General features: G+C 68.4%; 23 protein-coding genes and 2 tRNA genes. 18 read left to right on the top strand and 7 right to left on the bottom strand.

Features of this window, described 5'->3' with window-relative positions; all coding sequences use genetic code 11:
* Window positions 1-6: 6 nt before the first annotated feature.
* Both AOP72_RS04770 and dusB read left to right on the top strand, forming a co-directional pair.
* A complete protein-coding gene (locus AOP72_RS04770) occupies window positions 7-1,296 on the top strand; it encodes a YibE/F family protein (protein ID WP_062133141.1) in 1,290 nt (429 codons plus the stop codon).
* Window positions 1,293-2,468 carry a tRNA dihydrouridine synthase DusB gene (gene dusB / locus AOP72_RS04775; RefSeq protein WP_062133144.1) on the top strand — a complete coding sequence of 392 codons (1,176 nt, stop codon included), beginning with the start codon at window positions 1,293-1,295 and terminating at the stop codon, window positions 2,466-2,468. Before AOP72_RS04770 ends, dusB begins: the two co-directional genes overlap by 4 nt.
* 34 nt (window positions 2,469-2,502) lie before the next feature.
* Here dusB and AOP72_RS04780 read toward each other — a convergent pair whose 3' ends face one another.
* On the bottom strand, window positions 2,503-3,153 hold the full coding sequence (locus AOP72_RS04780; protein ID WP_062133147.1) for a dihydrofolate reductase family protein: 651 nt from the start codon (window positions 3,151-3,153) through the stop codon (window positions 2,503-2,505).
* A gap of 117 nt (window positions 3,154-3,270) precedes the next feature.
* Here AOP72_RS04780 and AOP72_RS04785 point away from each other — a divergent pair, with 117 nt between their 5' ends.
* Window positions 3,271-4,533 carry a deoxyguanosinetriphosphate triphosphohydrolase gene (locus tag AOP72_RS04785; RefSeq protein ID WP_062133151.1) on the top strand — a complete coding sequence of 421 codons (1,263 nt, stop codon included), beginning with the start codon at window positions 3,271-3,273 and terminating at the stop codon, window positions 4,531-4,533.
* Window positions 4,534-4,554: 21 nt separating this feature from the next.
* On the opposite strand, the gene AOP72_RS04790 is transcribed toward AOP72_RS04785, so the two are convergent.
* Genes AOP72_RS04790 through AOP72_RS04800 form a run of 3 tightly spaced genes read right to left on the bottom strand, consistent with a single transcriptional unit; the run spans window position 4,555 to window position 5,810 of the window.
* Window positions 4,555-4,941: a hypothetical protein gene (locus tag AOP72_RS04790; protein ID WP_062133153.1), complete on the bottom strand. Its 387-nt coding sequence runs from the start codon at window positions 4,939-4,941 to the stop codon at window positions 4,555-4,557.
* On the bottom strand, window positions 4,941-5,357 hold the full coding sequence (locus AOP72_RS04795; RefSeq protein WP_062133156.1) for a hypothetical protein: 417 nt from the start codon (window positions 5,355-5,357) through the stop codon (window positions 4,941-4,943). Before AOP72_RS04795 ends, AOP72_RS04790 begins: the two co-directional genes overlap by 1 nt.
* Window positions 5,358-5,810, bottom strand: coding sequence for a DUF6941 family protein (locus AOP72_RS04800; RefSeq protein ID WP_062133158.1), 453 nt, complete (start codon window positions 5,808-5,810; stop codon window positions 5,358-5,360).
* Between the two features lie 124 nt (window positions 5,811-5,934).
* Between AOP72_RS04800 and dnaG the strand changes: the two genes are divergently transcribed.
* The 6 genes from dnaG (at window position 5,935) to AOP72_RS04830 (ending at window position 12,106) form a co-directional block, all read left to right on the top strand.
* On the top strand, window positions 5,935-7,833 hold the full coding sequence (gene dnaG / locus AOP72_RS04805) for a DNA primase (protein WP_062133160.1): 1,899 nt from the start codon (window positions 5,935-5,937) through the stop codon (window positions 7,831-7,833).
* A 172-nt stretch (window positions 7,834-8,005) separates the two neighbouring features.
* Entirely contained in the window at window positions 8,006-9,052 is a 1,047-nt protein-coding gene (locus AOP72_RS04810) for a phosphate/phosphite/phosphonate ABC transporter substrate-binding protein (protein WP_238581609.1), read from the top strand.
* An 81-nt stretch (window positions 9,053-9,133) separates the two neighbouring features.
* The gene (gene phnC / locus AOP72_RS04815) at window positions 9,134-9,904 is read left to right on the top strand and encodes a phosphonate ABC transporter ATP-binding protein (protein WP_062133162.1); all 771 of its coding nucleotides are present in this window, start codon (window positions 9,134-9,136) and stop codon (window positions 9,902-9,904) included.
* Window positions 9,901-10,716 carry a phosphonate ABC transporter, permease protein PhnE gene (gene phnE / locus AOP72_RS04820; RefSeq protein ID WP_062133164.1) on the top strand — a complete coding sequence of 272 codons (816 nt, stop codon included), beginning with the start codon at window positions 9,901-9,903 and terminating at the stop codon, window positions 10,714-10,716. Before phnC ends, phnE (AOP72_RS04820) begins: the two co-directional genes overlap by 4 nt.
* Complete coding sequence (phnE, locus tag AOP72_RS04825) at window positions 10,713-11,621, top strand: phosphonate ABC transporter, permease protein PhnE (protein WP_062133167.1); 909 nt, start codon at window positions 10,713-10,715, stop codon at window positions 11,619-11,621. Before phnE (AOP72_RS04820) ends, phnE (AOP72_RS04825) begins: the two co-directional genes overlap by 4 nt.
* A gap of 44 nt (window positions 11,622-11,665) precedes the next feature.
* The gene (locus AOP72_RS04830) at window positions 11,666-12,106 is read left to right on the top strand and encodes a VOC family protein (RefSeq protein ID WP_062133170.1); all 441 of its coding nucleotides are present in this window, start codon (window positions 11,666-11,668) and stop codon (window positions 12,104-12,106) included.
* A 63-nt stretch (window positions 12,107-12,169) separates the two neighbouring features.
* Here the strand turns inward: AOP72_RS04830 and AOP72_RS04835 are convergent.
* A tRNA-Asn gene (locus AOP72_RS04835) sits at window positions 12,170-12,242 on the bottom strand.
* 107 nt (window positions 12,243-12,349) lie between these two features.
* Between AOP72_RS04835 and AOP72_RS04840 the strand changes: the two genes are divergently transcribed.
* A tRNA-Ile gene (locus AOP72_RS04840) sits at window positions 12,350-12,423 on the top strand.
* Window positions 12,424-12,702: 279 nt separating this feature from the next.
* Here the strand turns inward: AOP72_RS04840 and dinB are convergent.
* Window positions 12,703-13,911 (bottom strand): DNA polymerase IV, encoded by a 1,209-nt coding sequence (dinB, locus tag AOP72_RS04845; RefSeq protein WP_062133173.1) that lies wholly within the window; start codon window positions 13,909-13,911, stop codon window positions 12,703-12,705.
* Window positions 13,912-14,346: 435 nt separating this feature from the next.
* On the opposite strand from dinB, the gene AOP72_RS04850 reads away from it, so the two are divergent.
* The 7 genes from AOP72_RS04850 to AOP72_RS04875 all read left to right on the top strand — a co-directional run bounded on the left by AOP72_RS04850 (window position 14,347) and on the right by AOP72_RS04875 (window position 19,492).
* A complete protein-coding gene (locus AOP72_RS04850) occupies window positions 14,347-14,757 on the top strand; it encodes a hypothetical protein (RefSeq protein ID WP_062133176.1) in 411 nt (136 codons plus the stop codon).
* A 455-nt stretch (window positions 14,758-15,212) separates the two neighbouring features.
* The gene (locus AOP72_RS13525; RefSeq protein WP_193746356.1) at window positions 15,213-15,353 is read left to right on the top strand and encodes a hypothetical protein; all 141 of its coding nucleotides are present in this window, start codon (window positions 15,213-15,215) and stop codon (window positions 15,351-15,353) included.
* A 158-nt stretch (window positions 15,354-15,511) separates the two neighbouring features.
* Window positions 15,512-15,814 (top strand): DUF1905 domain-containing protein, encoded by a 303-nt coding sequence (locus AOP72_RS04855; protein ID WP_062133179.1) that lies wholly within the window; start codon window positions 15,512-15,514, stop codon window positions 15,812-15,814.
* 66 nt (window positions 15,815-15,880) lie between these two features.
* Window positions 15,881-16,447 (top strand): hypothetical protein, encoded by a 567-nt coding sequence (locus AOP72_RS04860; RefSeq protein ID WP_062133181.1) that lies wholly within the window; start codon window positions 15,881-15,883, stop codon window positions 16,445-16,447.
* 100 nt (window positions 16,448-16,547) lie between these two features.
* Window positions 16,548-17,750 (top strand): SPFH domain-containing protein, encoded by a 1,203-nt coding sequence (locus AOP72_RS04865; protein ID WP_062133184.1) that lies wholly within the window; start codon window positions 16,548-16,550, stop codon window positions 17,748-17,750.
* A 21-nt stretch (window positions 17,751-17,771) separates the two neighbouring features.
* On the top strand, window positions 17,772-19,001 hold the full coding sequence (locus AOP72_RS04870) for a hypothetical protein (protein ID WP_062133186.1): 1,230 nt from the start codon (window positions 17,772-17,774) through the stop codon (window positions 18,999-19,001).
* The gene (locus tag AOP72_RS04875; RefSeq protein WP_152650250.1) at window positions 18,998-19,492 is read left to right on the top strand and encodes a hypothetical protein; all 495 of its coding nucleotides are present in this window, start codon (window positions 18,998-19,000) and stop codon (window positions 19,490-19,492) included. The genes AOP72_RS04870 and AOP72_RS04875 overlap by 4 nt, the downstream gene beginning before the upstream one ends.
* Window positions 19,493-19,516: 24 nt before the next feature.
* On the opposite strand, the gene AOP72_RS04880 is transcribed toward AOP72_RS04875, so the two are convergent.
* Window positions 19,517-20,530 (bottom strand): sugar-binding transcriptional regulator, encoded by a 1,014-nt coding sequence (locus AOP72_RS04880; protein ID WP_062133191.1) that lies wholly within the window; start codon window positions 20,528-20,530, stop codon window positions 19,517-19,519.
* Window positions 20,531-20,622: 92 nt separating this feature from the next.
* On the opposite strand from AOP72_RS04880, the gene AOP72_RS04885 reads away from it, so the two are divergent.
* Complete coding sequence (locus AOP72_RS04885; RefSeq protein ID WP_062133194.1) at window positions 20,623-22,374, top strand: glycerol-3-phosphate dehydrogenase/oxidase; 1,752 nt, start codon at window positions 20,623-20,625, stop codon at window positions 22,372-22,374.
* Window positions 22,375-22,457 lie beyond the last annotated feature (83 nt).

Raw genomic sequence — 22,457 nt, forward strand, 5'->3', positions numbered from 1 at the left:
GCCACGATGGGCGCGGGCCACTCCCACGGGCTCGAGCGGCCGCCGCGCGCGTCCGAGCGCACCACGCTGATCCTTGCGGTCATCGTGGCGGTGGTGCTGTTCCTCACGACCCTCGGCGCCATGGCCGTGTGGCCCTCCGACTGGTCGATGCTGCGCTCGGTCCCCACCACCTACGAAGGCGCCGAGTGGGTGTCGGTGACCGTCGACACCGTGGATCGCGACACGGGCGTGGCCCAGGTCTCGACCTCCGGGAACGAGGACGTGGGCCTGCGCGAGCTTCCGCCCGCGGACCTGGGGACGTTCGAGTACGAGCCGGGTGACCGCGTGCGCGCACTCGAGCTCGAGACCGGAGAGCTCGTCTTCGGTGACTTCGAGCGCGCCAACCCGATGCTCGTCCTGCTCGTCGCGTACGTCCTGTTGGTGGTCGGCATCGCCTGGTGGCGGGGGATCGGAGCGCTCCTCGGCCTCGGGGCGGCGTTCGGCATCGTCATCTTCTTCACGGTGCCCGCCCTCTTCAACGGCGGCGACCCGTTGATCACCGGGCTGGTCACGGGTTCGGGCGCCCTCGCCGTGCTGCTCTACCTCGCGCACGGGCTCAACTCCCGCACGACCACCGCCTACTTGGGGACCCTTGCAGGGCTCACCGTCACAGCCGTTCTCGCCTGGTGGGCGGTGGACGCGTCGCGCCTGACCGGGATCTGGTCGGAGGAGGGCGCGCATCTCGAACTGTCGGGGAGGTCAGTCGACCTGCAGGGGCTCGTGCTGTGCGGCATCGTGATCGCCGGCCTCGGCGTGCTGAACGACGTGACGGTGACCCAGGCGTCGGCCGTGTGGGAGCTGCGGGCCGCCCGTCCCGACATCTCGCGCTGGAATCTGTTCCGGCGCGGCATGAGGATTGGCCGGGACCACATCGCGTCCACGGTGTACACGATCGCGTTCGCATACGTCGGCGCCGCCCTGCCGGCCATCATGCTGATCAGCCTGTACGACACCTCGCTCGGGTCCACGCTGACCACGGCCGAGATCGCCGAGGAGGCCGTCCGCACGCTCGTCAGCTCCATCGGCCTGGTGCTGGCCGTGCCGCTCACGACGGGGATCGCGGCGCTCGTGGTCGGCACCGACGCAATCGTGCGGAACGACGAAGCCGTCGGGTCGATGCCCGGCGGCGACGTCGGTCGCGCGGCGGCTCCCACGGCAGGACCGTCGGCGCTGGCGGATGCGCCGGGTGCCCCCGCGGAGTCCGCGGCGGGTGCGGCGCCGGGCGAGGGCGGACCATCAGCGACAATGGACAGATGACGACCACCCCGAGCACTGCGGCGCGCGTGCTGCCACCGCTGCGCATCGGCCCCCTCGAGGTCGAGACGCCAGTGGTGCTCGCTCCCATGGCGGGCATCACCAATGCGGCGTTCCGCCGCCTGTGCCGCGAGCACGGGGGCGGGCTCTACGTCGCCGAGATGGTGACGTCGAGGGCGCTGGTCGAGCGCACCCGCGAGAGCATGCGCATCATCCATCACGACCCTGACGAGAAGCCCCGCTCGGTGCAGGTGTACGGAGTCGATCCCGCCACCATCGGTGCCGCCGTACGGATGCTGGTCGAGGAGGATCGCGCGGACCACATCGACATGAACTTCGGCTGCCCTGTCCCCAAGGTGACACGCAAGGGCGGGGGAGCGGTGCTCCCCTGGAAGCGGGACCTGTTCCGGGACATCGTGCGGGCTGCGGTCCGGGAGGCGGCCCCGTTCGACGTGCCCGTGACCGTGAAGATGCGCAAGGGGATCGACGACGACCACCTCACGTACCTGGATGCGGGCCGCATGGCCGAGAGCGAGGGCGCGGCGGCCGTGGCGCTGCACGCGCGCACGGCTGCCGACTTCTACTCCGGCACGGCAGACTGGTCGGCGATCGCGCGCCTCAAGGAGGCGATCACGTCCATTCCGGTGCTGGGAAACGGCGATATCTGGTCGGCCGAGGATGCTCTCCGGATGGTCGAGCAGACGGGCTGCGACGGCGTGGTCGTGGGCCGCGGGTGCCAGGGCAGGCCATGGTTGTTCGGGGACCTCCAGGCTGCCTTCGAGGGCCGCGACGATCGCGCCAGGCCGGGTCTGCGCGAGGTGGCGGACACCATCTACCGTCACGGCGAGCTCATGGTGTCGTTCTATGGAGACGATGAGACGAAGGCGATGCGTGAGATCCGCAAGCACATGGCCTGGTATCTCAAGGGCTACCCGGTGGGCGGCGACACGCGCCGGTCGCTGGGCCTCGTGGAGAGCCTCGAGGGCCTGCGCGCGCTGCTCGACTCGCTGCCGCTGGACACCCCGTACCCGGGCGAGGCCGCAGAGGGTGCGCGCGGGAGGCAGGGAACGCCCAAGCGCCCGGCCTGCCCCGAGGGATGGCTCGACACCCAAGAGATCACGCCCGACCTCGAATCCCGCCTGCGGGAGGCCGAGCTCAGCGTCTCAGGCGGCTAGTCCCCAGCGCGGGGGTCGCCGATGGTGGGAACCCTCAGGCGAGACCGAGCGGTGGCTCTCCACCCGCATCGGCCGCCGGACCTCCGCCTTCCGGCACCGGGGACTCGTCGCGCGGTTCGCGAGCTGGCACCAGCGTGAGCTGCACCATGCCGTCGCCGTAGCGGCGCACATCCGCCACCGTGATGTGGTGGCGGTGCTCGGCCCCCGCGAACAGCGGCCGTCCCGAACCGAGCACCGTGGGGTGCACGGTGACGGTGAGCTCGTCGATGAGACCCTCGTCGAGAGCCTGCCGGATCATGCTCCCGCCATCGATGTAGACGTCGTCTCCGTTCGCTGCCTCGAGGGCCTCGGCCACCAGATTCGCGATGGGCCCGGACGCGGCCCGCACGGATGGAGGAGCGCCGTCAAGGGGGCGTTCGGTTGCCACCAGGATGGGCACGTCTCCGTATTGCCAGTCGATGTCGAGGCTTGCGACCACGTCGTAGGTGCGCCGTCCCATCAGCATGGCGCCCACGTCCGCAAAGAAGGCCTCGTAGCCGAGCGCATCGGCCGGGTGGTTCGCCCACGTCCCGCTCGCCATGGGCGCCCAGGTGGGGCGCGGGGCCTCGAGCCAGTCGAGCTCGTCATGCGGACCGGCGATGAATCCGTCGATCGAACTGGCGATGTATGCGCGCACTCGTCCCATGGCTCCACGCTACGGCCGGACGCATCGGCGCGCAGTGCGGGGCGCGCCAAGGTGAACACCGGGTGGCCCCCGATGCGGGGGTGATGCGCCGCAACGCTCGCCCGATAGCATCGAACGGTGAGCGCCCTTCCCGATGGCTACGAGCCCGCCGATGCCGAGCGCTGGATCACCGAGCCCCCCAAGGCCGCCCAGCGCACGCCGTTCGAGCGCGACCGCGCGCGCATCGTCCACTCGAGCGCGCTGCGGCGACTGGGCGCCAAGACCCAGCTGCTGGGGCTGGGGTCGGGAGACTTCGTGCGCACCCGTCTCACGCACTCGCTCGAGGTGGCGCAGGTCGGACGTGAGCTGGGCAAAGCGCTGGGATGCTCGCCGGACATCGTGGATGCGGCCTGCCTCGCCCACGACCTGGGGCACCCGCCGTTCGGCCACAACGGCGAGCGCGCCCTGGATGACGTCAGCCGTGACATTGGGGGCTTCGAGGGAAACGCCCAGACGCTGCGGCTCCTCACTCGCCTGGAGCCCAAGTCCATCGACCCCGCGACGGGTCGTTGCGTGGGTCTGAATCTGACCCGCGCCGGCCTCGACGCTGTCGTCAAGTACCCGTGGCGCGAGCCGTCAGCGCCCATGCGCCCCGACGGCACGCCGAGCCGCAAGTTCGGAGTCTACGACCAGGATCTGCCCGTGTTCGACTGGCTCCGCGACGGCGCCGTGGGCGATCAGCAGAGCTTCGAGGCGCAGGTCATGGACCTGGCGGACGACATCTCGTACTCCGTGCATGACGTCGAGGACGCGATCGTCTACCGGGCCCTCAAGCTCTCGACGCTACGAGACCCTGGCCAGGCCCGGGCCGTCGTCGCGCACGTGCGCGAGTGGTATGGATCCGGTGAGGACGAGCCGCTCCTCGCGGCGCTCGGCCGGCTGCAGACCTTCCGATGGTGGGCCGAGGACTACGACGGATCTCGGCGCTCTCTGGCCGCGCTCAAGGACATGACGAGCCAGATGATCGGTCGCTTCGCGCAGGCCATCATCCAGGCGACGCGTGAGGAGCACGGACCGGGCGCGCTGACCCGCCACCGCGCGTCGCTGGTGGTGCCGCAGGAGACGCTCGACGAGATCCTCATCCTCAAGGGCATCGCCGTGCATTTTCTGATGGCGCCGCGCGAGATGAGCCCCATGTACGCCAAGCAGCGCCGAGTCCTGAAGGAGCTGGTGGCGGCGATCGCTGAGCGCGGCGACGAGGCGATGGAGCCGCAGTTCGCGGCGGATTACCGTGAGGCGTCAGGGGACGGCGACCGCCTGCGCGTCGCGGTCGACCAGGTAGCGTCGCTCACCGACACGTCGGCGTACAACTGGCACCACAAGTACTGCGGGGGTCAGTAGCCGACCGGCGGCCGCGTCCGGTCAGTCAGCGACGGCGTCGGGACGCGTGGCGCGCAGCAGCACCACGAGAGCCACGATCGGCAGCGCGAGCGGCACCCAGCCGTACGCGGAGCCGTACCCGGTCCAGACGGTCTCGTCCGGCCACCACGAGGGTCGTACGTAGCCCAGGGTCCCGACGGTGAGAACCCCCACGAGCTCGACCCCGGTACCCCACAGCGCCACCGAGCGCCAGCCGCGCCAGAGCGCGACGGCGATCAGGACATACAGTGCGGCCGATGCGCCCGAGACCAGGTAGGGGACTGGGGCCTCGGACAGTCGCGTCGAGATCTGCACCACCGAACGTCCGGCGGCGGCGAGACCCAGCACGCCATAGGCGACGATGAGCAGCAGGCGACCGATCGGTGGCATCAGGACCCCAGGATGACGAACACGCGCCATGCGAGCACGGCCGCCGCGATGGCGACGATGACCGCGGCGCCGCCGTCGACTCGGGCGATCTGGTCGGGTTGGAGGACCGGACGGTTCGGGTCAGGGTCGAGGGCCGCGGCATCGGGTTCGCCCAGGCGGCCGATGCCGAGGAGCGGGAGCAGCAGGACGGCTGCCAACAGGTAGCCGAGCGTGAGGACGAGACCCGCGTCGTTGCCGCGGATGAGCACGATGAGCACCGAGAGCACCTGGATCGCCGTGACGATCCAGAAGCCAGTCACGGCCTTCTCGAGGACTCTGTGGGCCCGTACCTGCACCATGGTTCCGACGCCGGCGAGCGCCAGGATCGCGCACGCCACCAACACTGCGGGGTAGATCACCCCGCCGTAGAGCTCCATCTACTGCTGCTGCGCCTGCTGCACGCGCATCGGCAGTCGGGACACCTCTTCGCCGTCGATCGAGATGGCCCAGCCGAACATGCCGGCCTCGGCGAACCGCAGTCCGTCGATCGTGAAGGCGAAGCAGGCGACCTGCTCATCTCCGTCGACCAGGTGCGGCGGGCGCCCGAGCGTGAAGTCGCCGCCCATGGCGCGCACGGGCTGAGCCTTGCCGTCCGCGTCGGCGCGCAGGCCGATCGGGTACTCCTTGCCGTCCTCGGTGACGAGCTTGAGCTCGAACTTGTGGGCCACGTTGGTCGCGGTGAACGGCACGTGCACCGTGGCGGCGACGGCGAGGCGGCGGTGCGCGGCCGGGAACTGTCGGACGTAGATGGTGTTCCATCCGGCGCCGAGGGCGTAGATCTTGCCCTGGACGACCTCGGCCGAGTCAGCAAGGAAGGCGTCGACTCTCACAGGAATTCCTTTCGTGGATGGTCTGAGGCCAAGCCTACCGACACGGCGCCAGCTTGCGGTTCGGGTGGGAGACGGGGTCGGGGGTGCGGCCTGGGCCCGGCACGCGCGCGAGTATGGTGATGCCGTGGCAGGCACCATCAATCGGGACGACATCGCGGCCGTTCGCGAGCGTGCTCCGATCGAAGACATCGTGGGCCAGCACGTGGCGCTCAAGACCGCAGGGGTGGGCTCGCTGAAGGGCCTGTGTCCCTTCCATGACGAACGGTCGCCGTCGTTCCATGTGCGCCCAGGCGTGGGCCGGTGGCACTGCTTCGGCTGCGGCGAGGGCGGCGACGTCATCGAGTTCGTCATGCGCATGGACGGCCTCCCGTTCGCCGAGGCAGTGGAGTATCTTGCCGACCGCGCCGGCGTCCAACTGCGCTACGAGGCGGGCGGGGCGTCGCGGCGCGAGGGCACCACCGGACTTCGCAAGCGTCTGCTCGAGGCGCACCGGATCGCCGCCGCCTACTTCGCCGAGCAGCTGGGCTCGCCCGAGGCGCGCATCGGCCGTGACTTCCTGCGGGAGCGAGGCTTCGACCGCGATGCCGCGGAGATGTTCGGCGTCGGATACGCCCCCCAGGGCTGGTCGCACCTCGGCGAGCACCTGCGCGGCAAGGGATTCACCGAGGAGGAGCTGCGCGCCACCGGCCTGATGTCCGAGGGCTCTCGAGGACTGTACGACCGGTTCCGGGGCCGCTTGGTGTGGCCGATTCGGGACGTCACGGGCGAGGTCATCGGCTTTGGCGCGCGCCGACTGCACGAGGACGACCAGGGCCCCAAGTACCTCAACACCCCAGAGACCGCGCTGTACAAGAAGGCCCAGGTCCTCTACGGACTCGACCTGGCGAAGTCCACGGTGCGCTCCGAGCGGACCACCGTCGTCGTCGAGGGATACACCGACGTGATGGCCTGCCACCTCGCCGGCGTCACCAACGCGGTCGCGACGTGCGGAACCGCCTTCGGCTCCGAGCACGTCAAGGTGGTGCGTCGGCTCATGGGGGACACTGGCGGGCCGCAGACCAAGGTGGGGGAGTCGGGCGCGAGGGTCGTGTTCACCTTCGATGGCGATGAGGCCGGACAGAACGCGGCGCTCAAGTCCTTTCAACTGGACCACCAGTTCCTCGCCCAGACGTTCGTGGCCGTGGATCCCGACGGGCTCGACCCGTGCGACCTGCGCCAGCAGCGGGGCGATCGCGCGGTCACGGAGCTGCTTGCGCACCGGGTGCCGCTGTTCGAGTTCGTGATCCGCACCGCGCTGAGGTCGCATGATCTGGACACGGCAGAGGGCCGGGTGGCCGCACTGCGCGCCGCCGCCCCCGTCGTCGCCGGGATCAAGGACCGCGCGCTCCAGCCCGAGTACAGCCGCCGACTCGCCGGATGGCTGGGGATGGATGTCGAGGCGATCTCGCGTGCGGTCACGGATGCTGCCCGCGCCCGAAGGGCGGCACCCGGAGAGCCGCCGCCGTCCACGGGAGCGATCCCCGCGTACCAGGACGAGGGCCCGTCGCGTCCGAACCCCCGCGATCCGGTGGTACGGGCCGAGGCGATGTCGTTGGGCGTGCTGCTGCAGGCGCCCCGCGAGGCTGCGTCCGACCCCGTCGGTGCGCTGGTGCTGCGCGACCTCGACTCGTCGGCGTTCACGGTGCCGCAGTACCGTGCCGTGTTCGACGCGATCACCGCGGCGGGCGGCCCCGGCAGCGCCGGTGGGGACTGGGCCAACGCCGTCGCGGAGCAGGCGGGGGAGACCCTCGCCGGCATCGTGTCCGAACTCGCCGTCACCCCCCTGCCCCACGACCGGCCCGATGCGCTCGGGCACTGGGGCGGGACTGTGCTGGCCCGGTTGATGGACCTGAGCCTCACGCGCCAGATCGCCGACGTCCGCGGCCGCATGCAGCGGGCCGGCGAGGGCACTGAAGGGCACCAGGCCGGCTTCGCCGAGCTCATCGCTCTCGAGAAGCGTCGACGGTCGCTCCGCGACCCCTGAGACGCCAATGTCTCGGTAGCGTCGCGGTACGGCAAAGAGTGTGTGAACGCGATGTGACGAGTGTGAAAAATCTACGATTCCCGGGAGCATCGCCACTTCTTGCGAGGTAGGTTCCGAGGAAGGCCGCGACGTCACCCGGCGCCGGCGCCTCGAAGAAGTGAAAGGTGCGACTGTGAGAATCAGGTTCAACCCCCTCGCCGCGACGGCGATCATCGGCGCGGCAGCGCTGACGCTGGCTGGCTGCGCGAGCGGCGACGGCGACGACGACGCGACCCCCGAACCCAGCGACGAGATGACGTCGACCTCGGACGCGGGAGAGGGCGGCGAGGGCCTCCCCGAGGAGCTCATCCTCGGCCTGGTGCCCTCCGACGAGGTCGACCAGCTCGTGACCGACGGCAAGGCTCTCGCGGAGCTCCTCAGCGAGGAGCTGGGCGTCGAGGTCACCACGTTCATCCCAGAGAGCTACTCGGCAGTGGTGGTGGCGATGCAGACGCAGCAGGCGGACATCGGCTTCCTCGGCCCCATCGCCATGGTCCAGGCCGTCGACGAGGCGAGCGCGGTGCCCGTGCTGCAGTCGGTGCGCTACGGCTCGTCGAGCTACGTGACGCAGTGGATGACCAACGACCCGGACACCTTCTGCCTGGACGAGGTCACCACCGAGGCGGACGACGACGGCGTGAACTACTCCTACTGCAACGGCGCGACCGGCTACGACGGCCCGCAGGGCGAGGACGCTCTCGAGCTCATCGACCCGTCGTCGCAGATCTCCTTCGTCGACCCCAGCTCGGCGTCCGGGTACTACTACCCCTCGACGCAGCTCGAGACCATCCTCGGCATCGACCCGCTCACGGATCTCACTGGAGCGTTCTTCGCCGGCGGTCACCCGCAGTCGGTGCAGGCGGTCTATGACGGCGACGCCGTGGTCGGCACGTCCTTCAACGACGCCCGCTCCGAACTCTCCGAAGAGTTCCCGGACGTCGGCGAGAAGGTCGTCGTGTTCGCGTACTCGACGAACATCCCGAACGATGGCGCGGTGCTGAACGGCGACCTGTCGGCCGAGGCGCAGCAGCAGATCACAGATGCTCTGATGGCCATCGCCGGCACCGATGAGGGCCTTGCCGCCCTCGACGCGGTCTACAACATCGAAGGCTTGGAGCCCGCCGACGTCGAGGCACTCGACGAGGCGCGTCAGGTCGCGGCGAACTTCGGCGAGGAGTAGCCACACGCACGCTCACGCGGTGGTCGGCCCTCGGCACCGAGGGTCGGCCACCGCGGTCGCGTTCCATGGCACAGTGAAAACATGATCAGACTCGAAGGCGTGACGGTCCGCTACCCGAACGGCGTGGTGGGCCTCGACAATGTCGATCTCGAGATCCCCGACGGCCAGTTCGTCGTGGTGGTCGGACTGTCCGGCGCGGGCAAGTCCACTCTCATCCGCACCATCAATGGACTCGTGCCCATCACCGCGGGCTCGCTCACGGTCGATGGAGCCGAGGTGTCGGGCGCGTCCAAGCGCGAGATGCGGGCGATCCGCTCCCGGGTGGGGATGATCTTCCAGTCCTTCAACCTCGTCAAGCGCACCTCGGTGATGAACAACGTGATGATGGGCCAGCTGCATGCGATCCCGGGCTACCGGTCGATGGTGGGCGCCTGGACCAAGGAGGAGAAGGAGCGGGCCTACCTCGCCCTCGAGCGCGTCGGGATCGTCGAGAAGACCTGGACCCGCGCGTCGCAGCTCTCCGGGGGCCAGCAGCAGCGCGTCGCGATCGCGCGGGCGCTCGCGCAGGATCCCTCGGTCATGCTTGCCGACGAGCCGGTCGCCTCCCTCGACCCGCCCACGGCTCAGATGGTCATGAAGGACCTTCAGCGCATCAATCGAGACCTGGGCATCACCACCATCGTGAACCTGCACTTCCTCGACCTCGCGCGCCAGTTCGGCGATCGCGTGATCGGCATGCGTGACGGCACAGTCGTGTTCGACGGGCCAGGCTCCGAGGCCGACGACGCCGCGTTCGAGAGCATCTACGGGCGCTCCCTCACGGCGGAAGATACGCTGCCCGGGCGCGCATGAGCACCTCGACGCTCGCAGGCTCCCGCGCGGACGCCGATCGTCGGCCACGACGTCCGCCACCATCGAAGGGCGTCATCGCGGCGCTCGTGGTCGCGGCAGCCTTCACTGTCTGGGCGGGCAGAGAGATCGGCTTCACGCTGCGTGACCTCGCCGAGAACTTTGCGAATGGCTGGGTGGTCATCCAGCAGTTCCTGAGCCCGAATTGGTCCTTCATCTTCCGCGTGTGGGACGCATGGGTCGAGACCATCGCTATCGCGGTCATCTCGACATGTGTGGGCGTGATCGTGGGGCTGGTCTTCGCGTTCATGGCGTCGCGGGTCACGAACCGCTCTGGCCCTGGATACCGGGTGATGAAGCTGGTGCTGTCGGTGATACGTTCGCTCCCGGACATCGCGTACGTGCTGATCTTCGTGGCGCTCGTGGGGATCGGCTCCCTCGCCGGCATCCTCGCTCTGATCATGTTCAACATCGGCATCGCGGCGAAGCTCACGGCCGAGACCATCGACGCCGTCGACCAGGGCCCACTCGAGGCCGCCGACGCCGCCGGATCGGGCACCTTTTCGCGAGGCCGGTGGGCGGTGCTGCCGCAGATCATGCCCAACTATTTGTCCTACTGCCTCTACATCTTCGAGCTCAACATCCGCGCATCGGTGATCATCGGCATCGCGGGCGGCGGCGGCATCGGTCAGGTGATCGACGTCCAGTTCTCGCGCTTCGCGTACGAGAACGTTGCCGCCATCACGGTCGCGATCTTCGTGATCGTGCTCGTTATCGACCAACTGTCGCAGTACCTGCGCAGGAGGTTCGTATGAACGCCCGCGACGAGACCCCGGCGAACGCGACCGCATCGGCTGGCCGCGCATCGGCCGTGCGCCCGCAGGAGCCGTCGAAGGCGCGCTCGACACTGGTGTGGATCGCTCTGCTGCTCGTCTTCGCGGGCGCGGCGTTCCTGTCCGATGCGCGGTGGAGCCAGATCATCGGCATCTTCACCGACGGCGGCAAGTACCTCGTGCTCATGGCCGAAGGGCTGTTCCAGAATCCGCTCCAGGAGCCGCAGAGCGAACAGTGGACGCTGGCGTTCGAGCGCATGATGGAGTCCGTCTACATGGCGTGGGTCGGCACCCTGCTCGGCGCGCTCATCTCGGTGCCGTTCGGCTTCCTCGCCGCGCGCAACGTCTCTGGCCCCGTCACAGTTCAGGTCACGCGCGCGTTCCTGAACCTCATCCGTGCGGTGCCGGAGCTGGTGTTCGCGATCGTGATCATGCTGCCGATCTTCGGATTCGGCCCGCTCGCGGGCGCCCTCGCACTCGGTGTGGGCGCGGTCGGCACGCTGGGCAAGCTCACGGCGGAGGCGCTCGAGGGGATCGACGCCGGGCCCGTCGAGGCGGGGCAGGCCTCGGGTGCGTCGCGGTGGTCGATCCTCCGCTGGGCGTACTGGACTCAGGTGCTGCCCGAGGTGCTCGCGTTCTGGCTGTACCGGTTCGAGATCAACATCCGCGCCTCGGCCGTGCTCGGCGTGATCGGGGCTGGTGGCATCGGCTCGCTGCTGAGCCAGCTGTTCGGCCAGCGCGAATGGGAGCAGATCGGCATCACTCTTGCGGTAGTGATCATCGTCACGATCGGGGTCGACGCGATCTCGGGAGCCATCCGCCACCGGATCATCGCGGGCTCCGGGCGCTCCGTGTCAACCGAGGAGAAGGCCGAGGCCACGGTTTAGGGACGACGGTGTAGCCTGCCCCTCAGAACGGGGGAGAGGCGACGATGGCGGGGCAGCGGGTGTCGGTGATAACGCTTGGCGTCGGCGACCTTGAGCGCGCGCGGTCGTTCTACGGCGCGTGGGGCTGGATCGAGCGCGAGAGCGCGGACGAGGTGGTGTTCTTCCAGCTCAATGGGCTGGTGCTCGCGCTGTTCTCTGCCACCGCACTCGCCGAGGAGCAAGGGCGTCCGGTGGCCGAGCTCGGCACGGGTGCCATGGCGCTCGCTCAGAACTTCCACACCGAGGCCGAGGTCGAGGACCGGTTCCACACTGCGCTCACCGCGGGTGCGACCATGCTCCGGCGCCCGCAGAAGGCGCCGTGGGGCGGGTACAGCGGCTACGTGGCGGATCCCGACGGTCACGTCTGGGAACTCGCGGTGAACCCGTTCTGGGATCTGGAGGACGATGGTTCGGTGACGGTGCCGGAGGCACCGCCCGCGGCGTAGGGCGCGGTGCAGGGCCAAGAACGCGAAAGGCCGGCCCGTGTGAGCGGACCGGCCTTCTACGAGCTCCTCCAGTTGGACTCGAACCAACAACCTGCCGATTAACAGTCGGCTGCTCTGCCAATTGAGCTATGGAGGATCGCAGTCAGCGAGTTTACATGATCCAGTCGCCCGGTCACGCCACCCGGATGGCCGATGCTCGGGCCACGGATAGACTGGCGCGCGGCCGCCCTCGGGGGCGGCATCGGGCCAGTAGCTCAGCCGGTTAGAGCAGCGGACTCATAATCCGTCGGTCGCGGGTTCGAGCCCCGCCTGGCCCACGCGAGGCGTGCGCTCGCCTTTGGGGTGCTCGAGAGGTTTATAGGCCCCTTGGGGGGTGCGCACGGGCGGCGTGTGGCCGATGCGTGGATTGCTTGGCTATCTGCGTAGGTACCGGGCATGGTTCGCTCTTACTGCAACCGAGTTGACGAGGTGTCCGTGACATCCCGGGCACGCACAGCTTCCACCACGGACCCCGTCCGCGGCATCACGCCCATCCACGTTCACGAATGACCTGACAGACTCCCGACTGCACCCCATCACGAGCGCTTCGCACAGTCCTATTCGTGTTCGGGCAGTCGCGGCGCGGACAACCCGGGGTCGCGACCGATGAGCGCCGCGCGGGTGACGGCCGAGGAGCCGAACCGATCGCGTACCGCGTCGAGCGCGACGTCCAGTTTGGCGTCGGTGCGTGCCCCATCGTTCCAGTCGAGGAGGAGCTCCCCCTGGACGGTGCCAGCGTGAGTCAATTGTGAAAGCGAGACGCCGATCAGGGTGATGCCGTGCTCGGCGATGTCGCGACCCGCCGCGGCGAGCAAACTCTGGGCCACGGTGAGCAGCACCTCGGTGTGATCGGTGGGAGCGGCGAGGGTGCGCGATCGAGTCGCCTTCGTGAAGTCGCCGTAGCGGAGTCGCAGGACGACCGTGGCGCACGAGGAGCCCCGATCGCGGAGGCGCTTCGCGAGCCCGTCGACGATCTGAGTGAGGATCAGCTCGAGCTCACCGCCCGAATGGGACCGGTTGCCGAGCGCGCGTTGCGAGCCGATGGATCCGTGGCGCCTGGTCGTCTCGACTGGCCGCGGATCCCGGAGCCGGGCCAGCGCATGCAACTGGGCACCGGCTGCCCTGCCGAGCCACTGCTCGGCGGTCGCCGCTTCGATCTCTGCCAGCTGTCCGACGGTGTAGATGCCTCGCGCGTGCAGCTTCTCCGCGGTCACCGCGCCGACGCCCCAGAGCCGTTCGACCGGGAGCGGATGAAGGAACGCCTCCTCGCGTTCCGGCTCCACCACGAGGAGCCCGTCAGGTTTACTTGCCGCGCTCGCGACCTTCGCCAGGAACCTGGTTCTCGCGACGCCGACGGAGATCGGAAGGCCCACTTCGCCACGCACGCGTTCCCGCAGCCGTGCGGCGATCTGATCGGGGGCTCCTGCCAAGCGGCGCAGTCCCCCCACCTCGAGGAACGCCTCGTCGATCGAGATCCCCTCCACATAGGGCGTGGTGTCATGGAAGACCTCGAAGACCGCTCGGCTGGCTGCGGAGTAGGCCTCCATCCGGGGCGGGACGATGACCGCGTCGGGGCACAGCGCGCGCGCCCGCTGCACACCCATCGCAGTGCGAACCCCCCGGGCCTTCGCTTCGTAGCTCGCGGCGACCACGACACCGCCGCCCACGATGACGGGCCGGCCCCGCAGTGCAGGCTCGTCCCGCTGCTCCACCGATGCGTAGAACGCGTCGAGATCGGCGTGGAGCACTGTCGCTTCGCCGCGCACCCGCCACCTCCTGCCGCCACACGCTCTTTCCGACATGGTCTCACCCGCGCCTGACATCGCAGGCGCGGCGACACACGCGCTCGCGGTCCTACCTCCCGATGAGCGAGCGCCAGCCTCGTTTCCATCGTGACCAGCGCGACGGCACAGTGGTGCGGCGCGAGGGTCATGTCGGTCGCCATGATGGGCTCGGGGTCGCCGGACTTGCCGCGGTCCGGGCTTACGATATGCGACAGGAGCCACACGCGATACGCCGCTCGACCGTATCGTTGCTGGTAGATGCGCATTGCACCAAGACGGTCCCTAGGGGATCGACTGTACGAAGAAGTGCCATGGACTGGGCGATTCCGCAGCCTCGCATACCCCCTGATCAATCAACTCCGAGTCTTGCCCACGTGTGGTGCAGCGGTGCCGACCGTGGAGGAACCTGGTGGTGCGATGACTGTCGCAGAGAACCTCGTCACGACTGTCACTGGTCTGTTCGTGCTGGCCACGTCCCTTGCGGCCCTGGCTGCGCTCAACCGGCCACGCCGATTCCCGCGCTTTGTACGCGGGATGTACCGCTACTGGCTCTCTCGGTTCGGCAAGAGCCGGGTGTTCTTTGTGCGCGCCGTGAAGGCGTTGTATCTCGGAATGATCCCGTTATCGCTTGTGCTCGCTTTGCTGCCGTGGCACGCATTCGGCGCGATCCACCCGCTCCTGGTTCTCCTGCCGATGGCATCGTCGTTCGTGGTTCTCTTGGTCGGCTTCCTCTACGCCACGGGACCGGGCTCGCGACCCGCGGTTCCCTGGATCAGCATCCGGGAACTCCTGGACATGACCGAAGAGCAGCTCAGGAGAGAGATGTAGCTGTTCTGGCTCGCCGTGGTCTTGCCGCATTCAAGGGGAGGGCTCGGGCTTGCGGAGCGTGTGGCCGCTGGTAGCAATACGCTTCCGGCGACAGCGGTGGCCCCGGGAATCGGGAACGGCAGGCGGATCGATCCTGAGCGAGCGGCAGGAAGGGCTGGACGACACCATGAGTGACGTTGAGATGGAGTTGCGCGCACCGACGCAGTTTCGGGCGATGTGGCAGGTGCAAGGATCGGTCGTTGTCGCCATGTCCCTTTTCATGATTGAGGCGAGCTCAACCGTTTCTGGGATGGTGTGGATCATGGTCTGGACGCCGCCGTTCATCATGTGGGCCGTGCTGGCGACGTCGCGAGGAGGATTCCTTGTGCACAAGGACGGTGTCCGGGCTCTCGGCATCTACACCGAGGTGTGGATGCCATGGTCCCGCGTCGAGGATGTGGAGTACGAGAAGGGCAATGGCGGGCTCCCGTTCGTTGCGGGAGCGGCCGGCGAGCACCGAACGCGAGGCCATCGTGACCCGCATGCGTCGGCTGGAGACGGGCCAGTACGTCCTCGTCGCACTGGCGCTGGGGACCTCTGTGGCGCTCGCGCTTTGATGCTGTTGCGGTCCGGGGGAGTGCGACCAGGGGTCTGCCGCAGCAATAGCTGACGTCTGATCTGGCTTGCTCTTCGGGGCGGTCCTCGCACTGGCAAACCCCATGGTCAGCCGATTCTGAGCCTGGCCCACGTCCGTCGCTGGCGCTACCGTGTCGCCATGACCACGTACGAGTTCGACGCCGAGCCCTGGCGCTGGGCCGGCAACGGCGCTCAATGGGTGTTCGTCACGACGCCCGATGACGTCGCGGACCATGTCGAGTCGCTCCAGACCGGAGCAGGACGCGGCTTCGGCGCGGTCAAGGTTCGCGTGGCCGTCGGCACCACGACCTGGGATACGTCGATGTTCCCCTCGAAGGAGCACCGCGCGTACATCCTCCCGCTCAAGGCGGCCGCGCGCGCCGCGGCGCACATCGAGGTCGGAACCCCCGTACGGGTGCGCATCACGCTCATCGCGGCGTGAGCGGCATCTCCGGCGGGTCGCGGCCGGTTTGTGGTGACCCGGCGTGAACCGACTTAGGGTGGACAGATGAGCGACGACGCGACCGACACCAGGCCCTACGGCGGCAACACCCGTGCCGCGTGGCTTGCCACCGCTACCGGCATCCCCCTCTACGTGCTGATGTGGGCGATCGTCTGGGGCCCCGGCGTGCAACTGTTCGGCTCTCTCGCCGACATCGAGCCGCGGCCCACGGTGGAGAACTCCACGCTCGCCGCTATCGCTGCGGTCAACATCCTCATCGTGCTGGTGGGGCTGGCCGTCGTGGCCCACACCGTGGGCAGGGTGCTTTTCGCACGGACGTCGAGCATGGCCCTCGGTCAGGCGGCCGTCGCGTTCGCGGCGATGGCTGCGATCCTGGCGGTGGTGCCCGTCGTCTTCATTGCGGTGGGTCAGGAAGACACGGGACCCGCGGTGGCCGCGGCGATCGTGATCGTCCTCGTGCCGTGCGTCGTCTCTGCGGGGGCTACGCGTGCACTGCTGCCCGCCGTCGACCGCTATGCGGCGCTGCGGGGCACCGTGATGGTGCTGCTGGTCATCGCGATCATCGCGGTGGTGGTCTTCACGTTCTACGCCTACGCCGGCGCAGGACAATAGCAGGGGAGATGACGCCTGCGATGCTCTCCGCTCGATGACCAGGGCGGCCATCGCACCGGTGCGATAGCCTGGTCCCGCCACACAGCGAGGAGGGGCACCCATGGGCTTCATCAAGGCCGCCGCAGGAGCGATCTCAGGAACGCTTGCAGACCAGTGGATCGACTTTCTTCTGCCGCCGGACAACCTGCCGCAGACCGCGGTGGTGTTCCCCGCGGTGCCCAAGGGGCAGAACGCGGGCCGCGGGTCGAACGTCCGCGCCTCCGAGAACATCATCACCAACGGCTCGAAGGTGGTGGTGCCGGAAGGCTACGGTCTCCTCACCTTCCAGGATGGCCGCATCACCACGTTCGTCGCCGAGGCCGGCGCGTACATCTTCTCGGATGACGACCAGCAGGCGAAGTCGGTGTTCACCGGCGGCGGGTTCCTGTCGTCGACCGTGGAGAGCTCGTGGGAGCGATTCAAGTACGGGGGCCAGCCGGGCGTCCAGCACCTGGCGTTCTACGTCAACCTGAAGGAGATCCCGAACAACCGGTTCGGCACTCAGGGGCCCATCTACTGGGACGACCACTACCTCGGCACGCAGGCCGGAGCGGTGACGCGCGGCTCGTACACGCTCAAGGTCGTCGACCCGATCCTGTTCGTGAAGAGCCTCCTGCCCGCCTCCTACATCACGGCGAACGCGGGCATCTTCGACCTCACCGAGGTGAACAACCCGGTCTCGGAGCAGCTGTTCAACGAGGTGGTCGGATCGCTGTCGGCGGCGTTCTCGCGCTACACGAACGATGTCGAGCGCGGCAACCGGATCTCGTCGATCCAGGGCGACGCGCTCGGATTCGCCACGACGCTGTCCAGCGTGGTCGAGGAGCACTATCACTGGACAGACGAGCGCGGCATCACCATCCACGCCGCGAACCTGCTCGCGATCGAGTACGACGCTCCCACCGCGAAGCTCCTCGAAGACGTCCAGAAGGCCGATGCGCTCTCGGGTGGTCGTGGGGATTCGTTCCTACGTCAGTCCGCTGCGCGAGGGATCCAGTCCGCCGGCGAGACCGGCGGCGGCGATGGCCTCGCCTTCATGGGGATGGGCATGAACGCTGCCGGGGGTGCGGTCAGTGGCCTCATGCAGAATCAGCCCGGCCAGCAGCCCGTGCCGCAGCAGGGCGTCGGCCGGCAGCCGCAGGCGGCCCAGGCGGCCGAGCCCACGCCTGCGGACAAGATCCGCGAAGCGAAGGCGATGCTCGACGAGGGACTCATCAACCAGGAGGACTTTGACGCTCTCAAGCGCAAGGCGCTGGGCCTCTAGCGGCCGGCAGGGGAGCGAGCAGTGACACAGCCTCACGACTCCAACGGCGTGCCATCGGGCCAGGCGTCTGAGCCCACCATCATCGACACCACGACGGGACAGGCGCACGGCCACGACTCGTGCCCGCAGTGCGGGTCCACCGAGATCACTCGCAAGGGTGTGACCCTCAGCCTCATCTGCCAGTTCTGCCGGTACGAGTGGGTGGGCAGCAGGCTCGAGGACACGCACGGGCTCGGCGAAGGCATCGGCGAGTTGGAGGGCCGCGTCTACACCTCTGGCGCCGCCGACATCACCAGTGACGACACGCTCGTCACGCTGAAGTGCACCGGGTGCGGCTCCGAGGTCGTGGTCGACACCGCGCACTCCCTGGAGGCGCGGTGCCACTGGTGCCGCTCGATCCTGTCGATCAACGACAAGATTCCCAATGGCGCCGTTCCGGACGGTGTGCTGCCCTTCACTATCACGAAGGACGATGCGGTCGCGCGCATCGCGCAATTCGTGGAGAAGCGCCAGTTCTTCGCGCTCAAGAAGTTCAAGGACGAGTTCAAGCCCGACAACGTGATGGGCGTCTACATGCCGTATATGACCGTCGACGGCAATGTGGGCGCGAGACTCCACGGCCAGGGTGAGGTGCTCACGCGGCGCTACACCGTCCAGACGGGCAAGAACACCTCGACTACGTACTACGACGCGAACGTGTTCGACGTCGTGCGCGACTTCGACCTCCACATCGACGATCTCATCGTCGAGTCGTCGGCCTCGCGCTCGCACATCGACAACCGCTCGAACACGAACAACATCATCAACTCGCTGCTTCCGTTCGACGTCAAGGAGATGGTGGCGTTCGACAGCAACTACCTGGGCGAGTTCTCGGCCGAGAAGCGCGATCTGAACATCGACGACGTCTCGTCTCGCGCCCACGTCCAGTTCCTCACGATGGCACGCGAGTCCATTCGCGACGACATCGCGGGATATGACCGCGGCGTGCGGTGGACCCACGAGCAGCTCACTGTCCACGGGAGCCGCTGGGCCTCGGTGTTCCTGCCCGTGTGGCTGTACAGCTACGCGGAGAAGATGGGTGACGGACAGGTCATGATCCACTACATCGCCGTCAACGGCCGCAGCGGCGCGTGCATGGGGAGCGTGCCCGTGAACAAGGGCCGGCTCTGGGCAGTGACGCTTGGCGTGTCTGCCGCGACCGCCGCGATCGCTTGGCCGCTGGGGATCATCGCGATGGCGTCGGGGGCGTGACCATGGACCTGTTCACGACGTTCTCGACGGTCACGGTCACGGTCGCGTCTTCCAGCAGCAGCGACGGTGGCGGTCTCATCGGGGTGGCGCTGCTGGTGCTCCCGTTCGTGGTGGGGTTCCTGCTGTACCGAGCCATGTACCGGCGCTACCGCAACCAGGACAAGCGCTACGAGTTCGAGCACACCACGTCGGTGGTGCGGAGCAATCTTCGCCGCTGGGACACCTTCGTGCGGGAGCACAAGCGCCAGCGCAGCAGTGAGATCGACGGTCGCAACGAGGACAACCCGCTCCTCCGCGCGCCTCACGTGGCGGTGGACGAGGTCGACACCGCCCGCCAGGCGCAGGAGGCGAGGGAAGCCCAGGAGCCTCGGCTCGCGCAGGAGGCCCGCGAGGCTCAGGACGAGCGCTCTGCGCAGTCGCAGCGGGTCGCTGAAGAGCCACGCGAGATCGAGCTTCCTGTGACGGAGGATCCGGGTCGACCGCAGGGCTGACGTCGGCCAGCGCAGGTTCGACCGCTACCCGGCTCGCGTCGGCGAGGTGCGGGCTCGATCCGCCTGCCGCAGCAGTGACTGAGCGGTGCCTGAGTCAAGGATGAGATCGGTGATCGTCTTGGCGTGGAGGGCGGCAAGCAGCGCGACGGCCTTGGCGGGCGCGGCGACCACAGCGACGCGACGGGGGATGCGCTTCAGAGTGAGCGGCGTGGGTCCGCTGGCACGCATGTTGATGGAGATGTCTCGCCACGAGCCGTCGGCTCGCATGAAGACGGTGCACACATCTCCGACGACGCCGTGGGTCGCGAGGGAGCGGCGGTCGGCCTCGTCGAGATAGCCGGAGGCGTAGACGTGAGACGGCATCGGCGAGTGAATCGCGCCCACGCCGAACAGCGCGACGTCGGTCCTGGTCTGGCATTCGAGCACCTGTTGCACTGACCGCTCCTGCCACATCATCTCGCGCGTGCGAGGGAAGTCGAAGAACGCCGGCACCGGGAAGGGCATCATCTCAGCGGTGAAGGCGCGCGCAATCGCGCTCACCTGCTCGGCGCCGAACGCGAGGCCGGTGGTGCGGGGCGAGACGGAGCCGTTGAGCTGCACCACCGTCGCTCCCTCCCGAGGGTGGTTGGCGAGGTGGGCGATGATCCTCGAGACGGTCGTGCCCCAGGCCACGCCGAGCGTCATCCCGTCGCCGAACCACTCAGGCAGTGCCTCCGCAGCGAAGCGTGCGACCCGATCAAGCCGCTCGGCCTCGCTCAGCGGCTCCTGGACGCGCACCACGCGGGCGCGGATCCCGAAGCGGTCCGCGAGGTCCCGCGAGAGTCCACTGGTCGTCTCCACATCCCTGACGTGGATCCGCACGATCCCGGCCGCGCGGGCCGCCTTCAGCATCCGCGACACGGTCGAGCGCGATTGGCCGATGCGCCTACCGACGGCCTCCATCGTCTCGTCCTCGAGGTAGTACAGGTGCGCCGCCTCCCGCATGAGGTCGTCGTGGCTCCGTGGTGCTGCCCCTCGGTGACCGTCACGTGTTCCCATCGTCTCTCCTCGGCCTGCACATATGTGCGCTCGAGTTGCGCATCCGTTCATACCAGGGTCTCATGAAAGGGACGAATGGAGACGAATCGCGTATGAGAAGCACGCTTACCCCGGAAAGCAGGCTCGCCGACCTGGAGTCGATGAGCAACGAGCATGGGCTGGACGTCCTCGTGATCGGCGGGGGCGTCACCGGCGCCGGCGTCGCACTCGATGCCGTGACCAGGGGACTGCGCACGGGCATCGTCGAGGCGCAGGACTGGGCCTCAGGCACCTCGTCTCGCTCCTCGAAGTTGGTCCACGGTGGGCTGCGCTACCTGCAGATGCTCGACTTCCACCTGGTGCATGAGGCGTTGACGGAGAGGGACCTGCTCATCACCGAGCTCGCCCCGCACCTCGTCGAGCCGGTGTCGTTCCTCTACCCGCTCGAGAACCGAGTGTGGGAGCGCGCGTATGTGGGCGCGGGCGTCGCCCTGTACGACACGCTCGCCTCGGTCAATGGCCGCCGGCGCCGCGCGCTCCCGATCCACCGGCACCTCAGCCGCACCGCGATGTCCAAGCACTTCCCCGACCTGCGGCACGATGCCGCAATCGGCGCGATTCGCTATTGGGATGCGTCGGTCGACGACGCTCGCCTGGTGCTGACCCTCGTCCGGACTGCGGCGTCGTACGGCGCACTGACCGCGAACCGCACCCAGGTCGTCTCCCTCACTCACTCCTCGGTAGGCGCGGTGACCGGCGCGGTGGTCCAAGACCTCGAGACAGGCACTCGGTACACGATCAAGGCCCGGCACGTCATCAACGCGACGGGCGTATGGACGGAGGAGACCGAGTCCCTGGCGCAGTCGGACGGCGGGCTTCAGGTCTTGGCCTCGAAGGGCATCCATGTGGTGGTGCCTCGCGAGGCGATCCGGGGCGATGTGGGGCTGATCCTGCAGACAGAGAAGTCCGTGCTGTTCGTCATCCCGTGGTCTCGCTACTGGATCATCGGCACGACCGACACGCCATACGACTTCGACCCGACGCACCCGGTGGCGACGCGAGCCGACATCGACTACCTCCTCGACCACGCCAACTCCGTGCTCGCGAAGCCGCTGACCCGTGACGACGTGGTGGGAACCTGGGCGGGTCTGCGACCACTGCTGCAGCCGGGGACCAAGGACGGCACGTCGTCGGCGAAGGTGTCCCGCGAACATACTGTCGCATCGCCGGCGCCGGGGATGACAGTCGTCGCCGGGGGCAAGCTCACGACCTATCGCGTGATGGCCAAGGACGCGGTGGACTTCGCCCTTGGCGCGCGCGCCTCAGCGCTCCCCTCGATCACCGACCGCATCCCGCTGTGGGGCGCCGAGGGGCTCAAGGCCGTGAAGCGCCAGGGACCCGCGCTCAGTGCGCGATACGGATGGACCCGCGCGACGTTCGATCACCTCACGCACCGGTATGGCTCGGGCCTGTCCCAACTCCTCGATGCGGTGAGCGCCCAGGAGGACCTTGCCCGGCCCCTCGAGCACGCGCCCGCCTACCTGCGCGCCGAGATCCACTTCGCCGCCACTCACGAGCAGGTGATGCACCTCGAGGACGTGATGATGCACCGGACGCGATTGGTCTACGAGGTTCCGAATGGAGGCCTCGCGGCCGCGCCGGAGATCGCCGCGATCGTGGCCGCTGTTCAAGGGTGGGACGACGACCGTGTGGAGCGGGAGATCGCCTCCTACCGATCGCGAGTCGAGGCCGACGCCGCCGCTGCCCGCGAGCCAAGCGATCAAGAAGCGATCGCCGCACGGGCAAGCGCACCGGACATCTCACCGATGGCGGCGCTCGGAGGATCGGAGGCGAACGACCACTGACCTCGATCCCTCGACGTGATGCCGGTGACAGGCATCGCCCGGCGACGCCTGTCGCCACCCTTCTCACAATGACGTGAACGAAA

Origin of the sequence: Demequina aestuarii (genome assembly GCF_000975095.1) — a bacterium.
In the GTDB taxonomy this organism is placed as follows: domain Bacteria; phylum Actinomycetota; class Actinomycetes; order Actinomycetales; family Demequinaceae; genus Demequina; species Demequina aestuarii.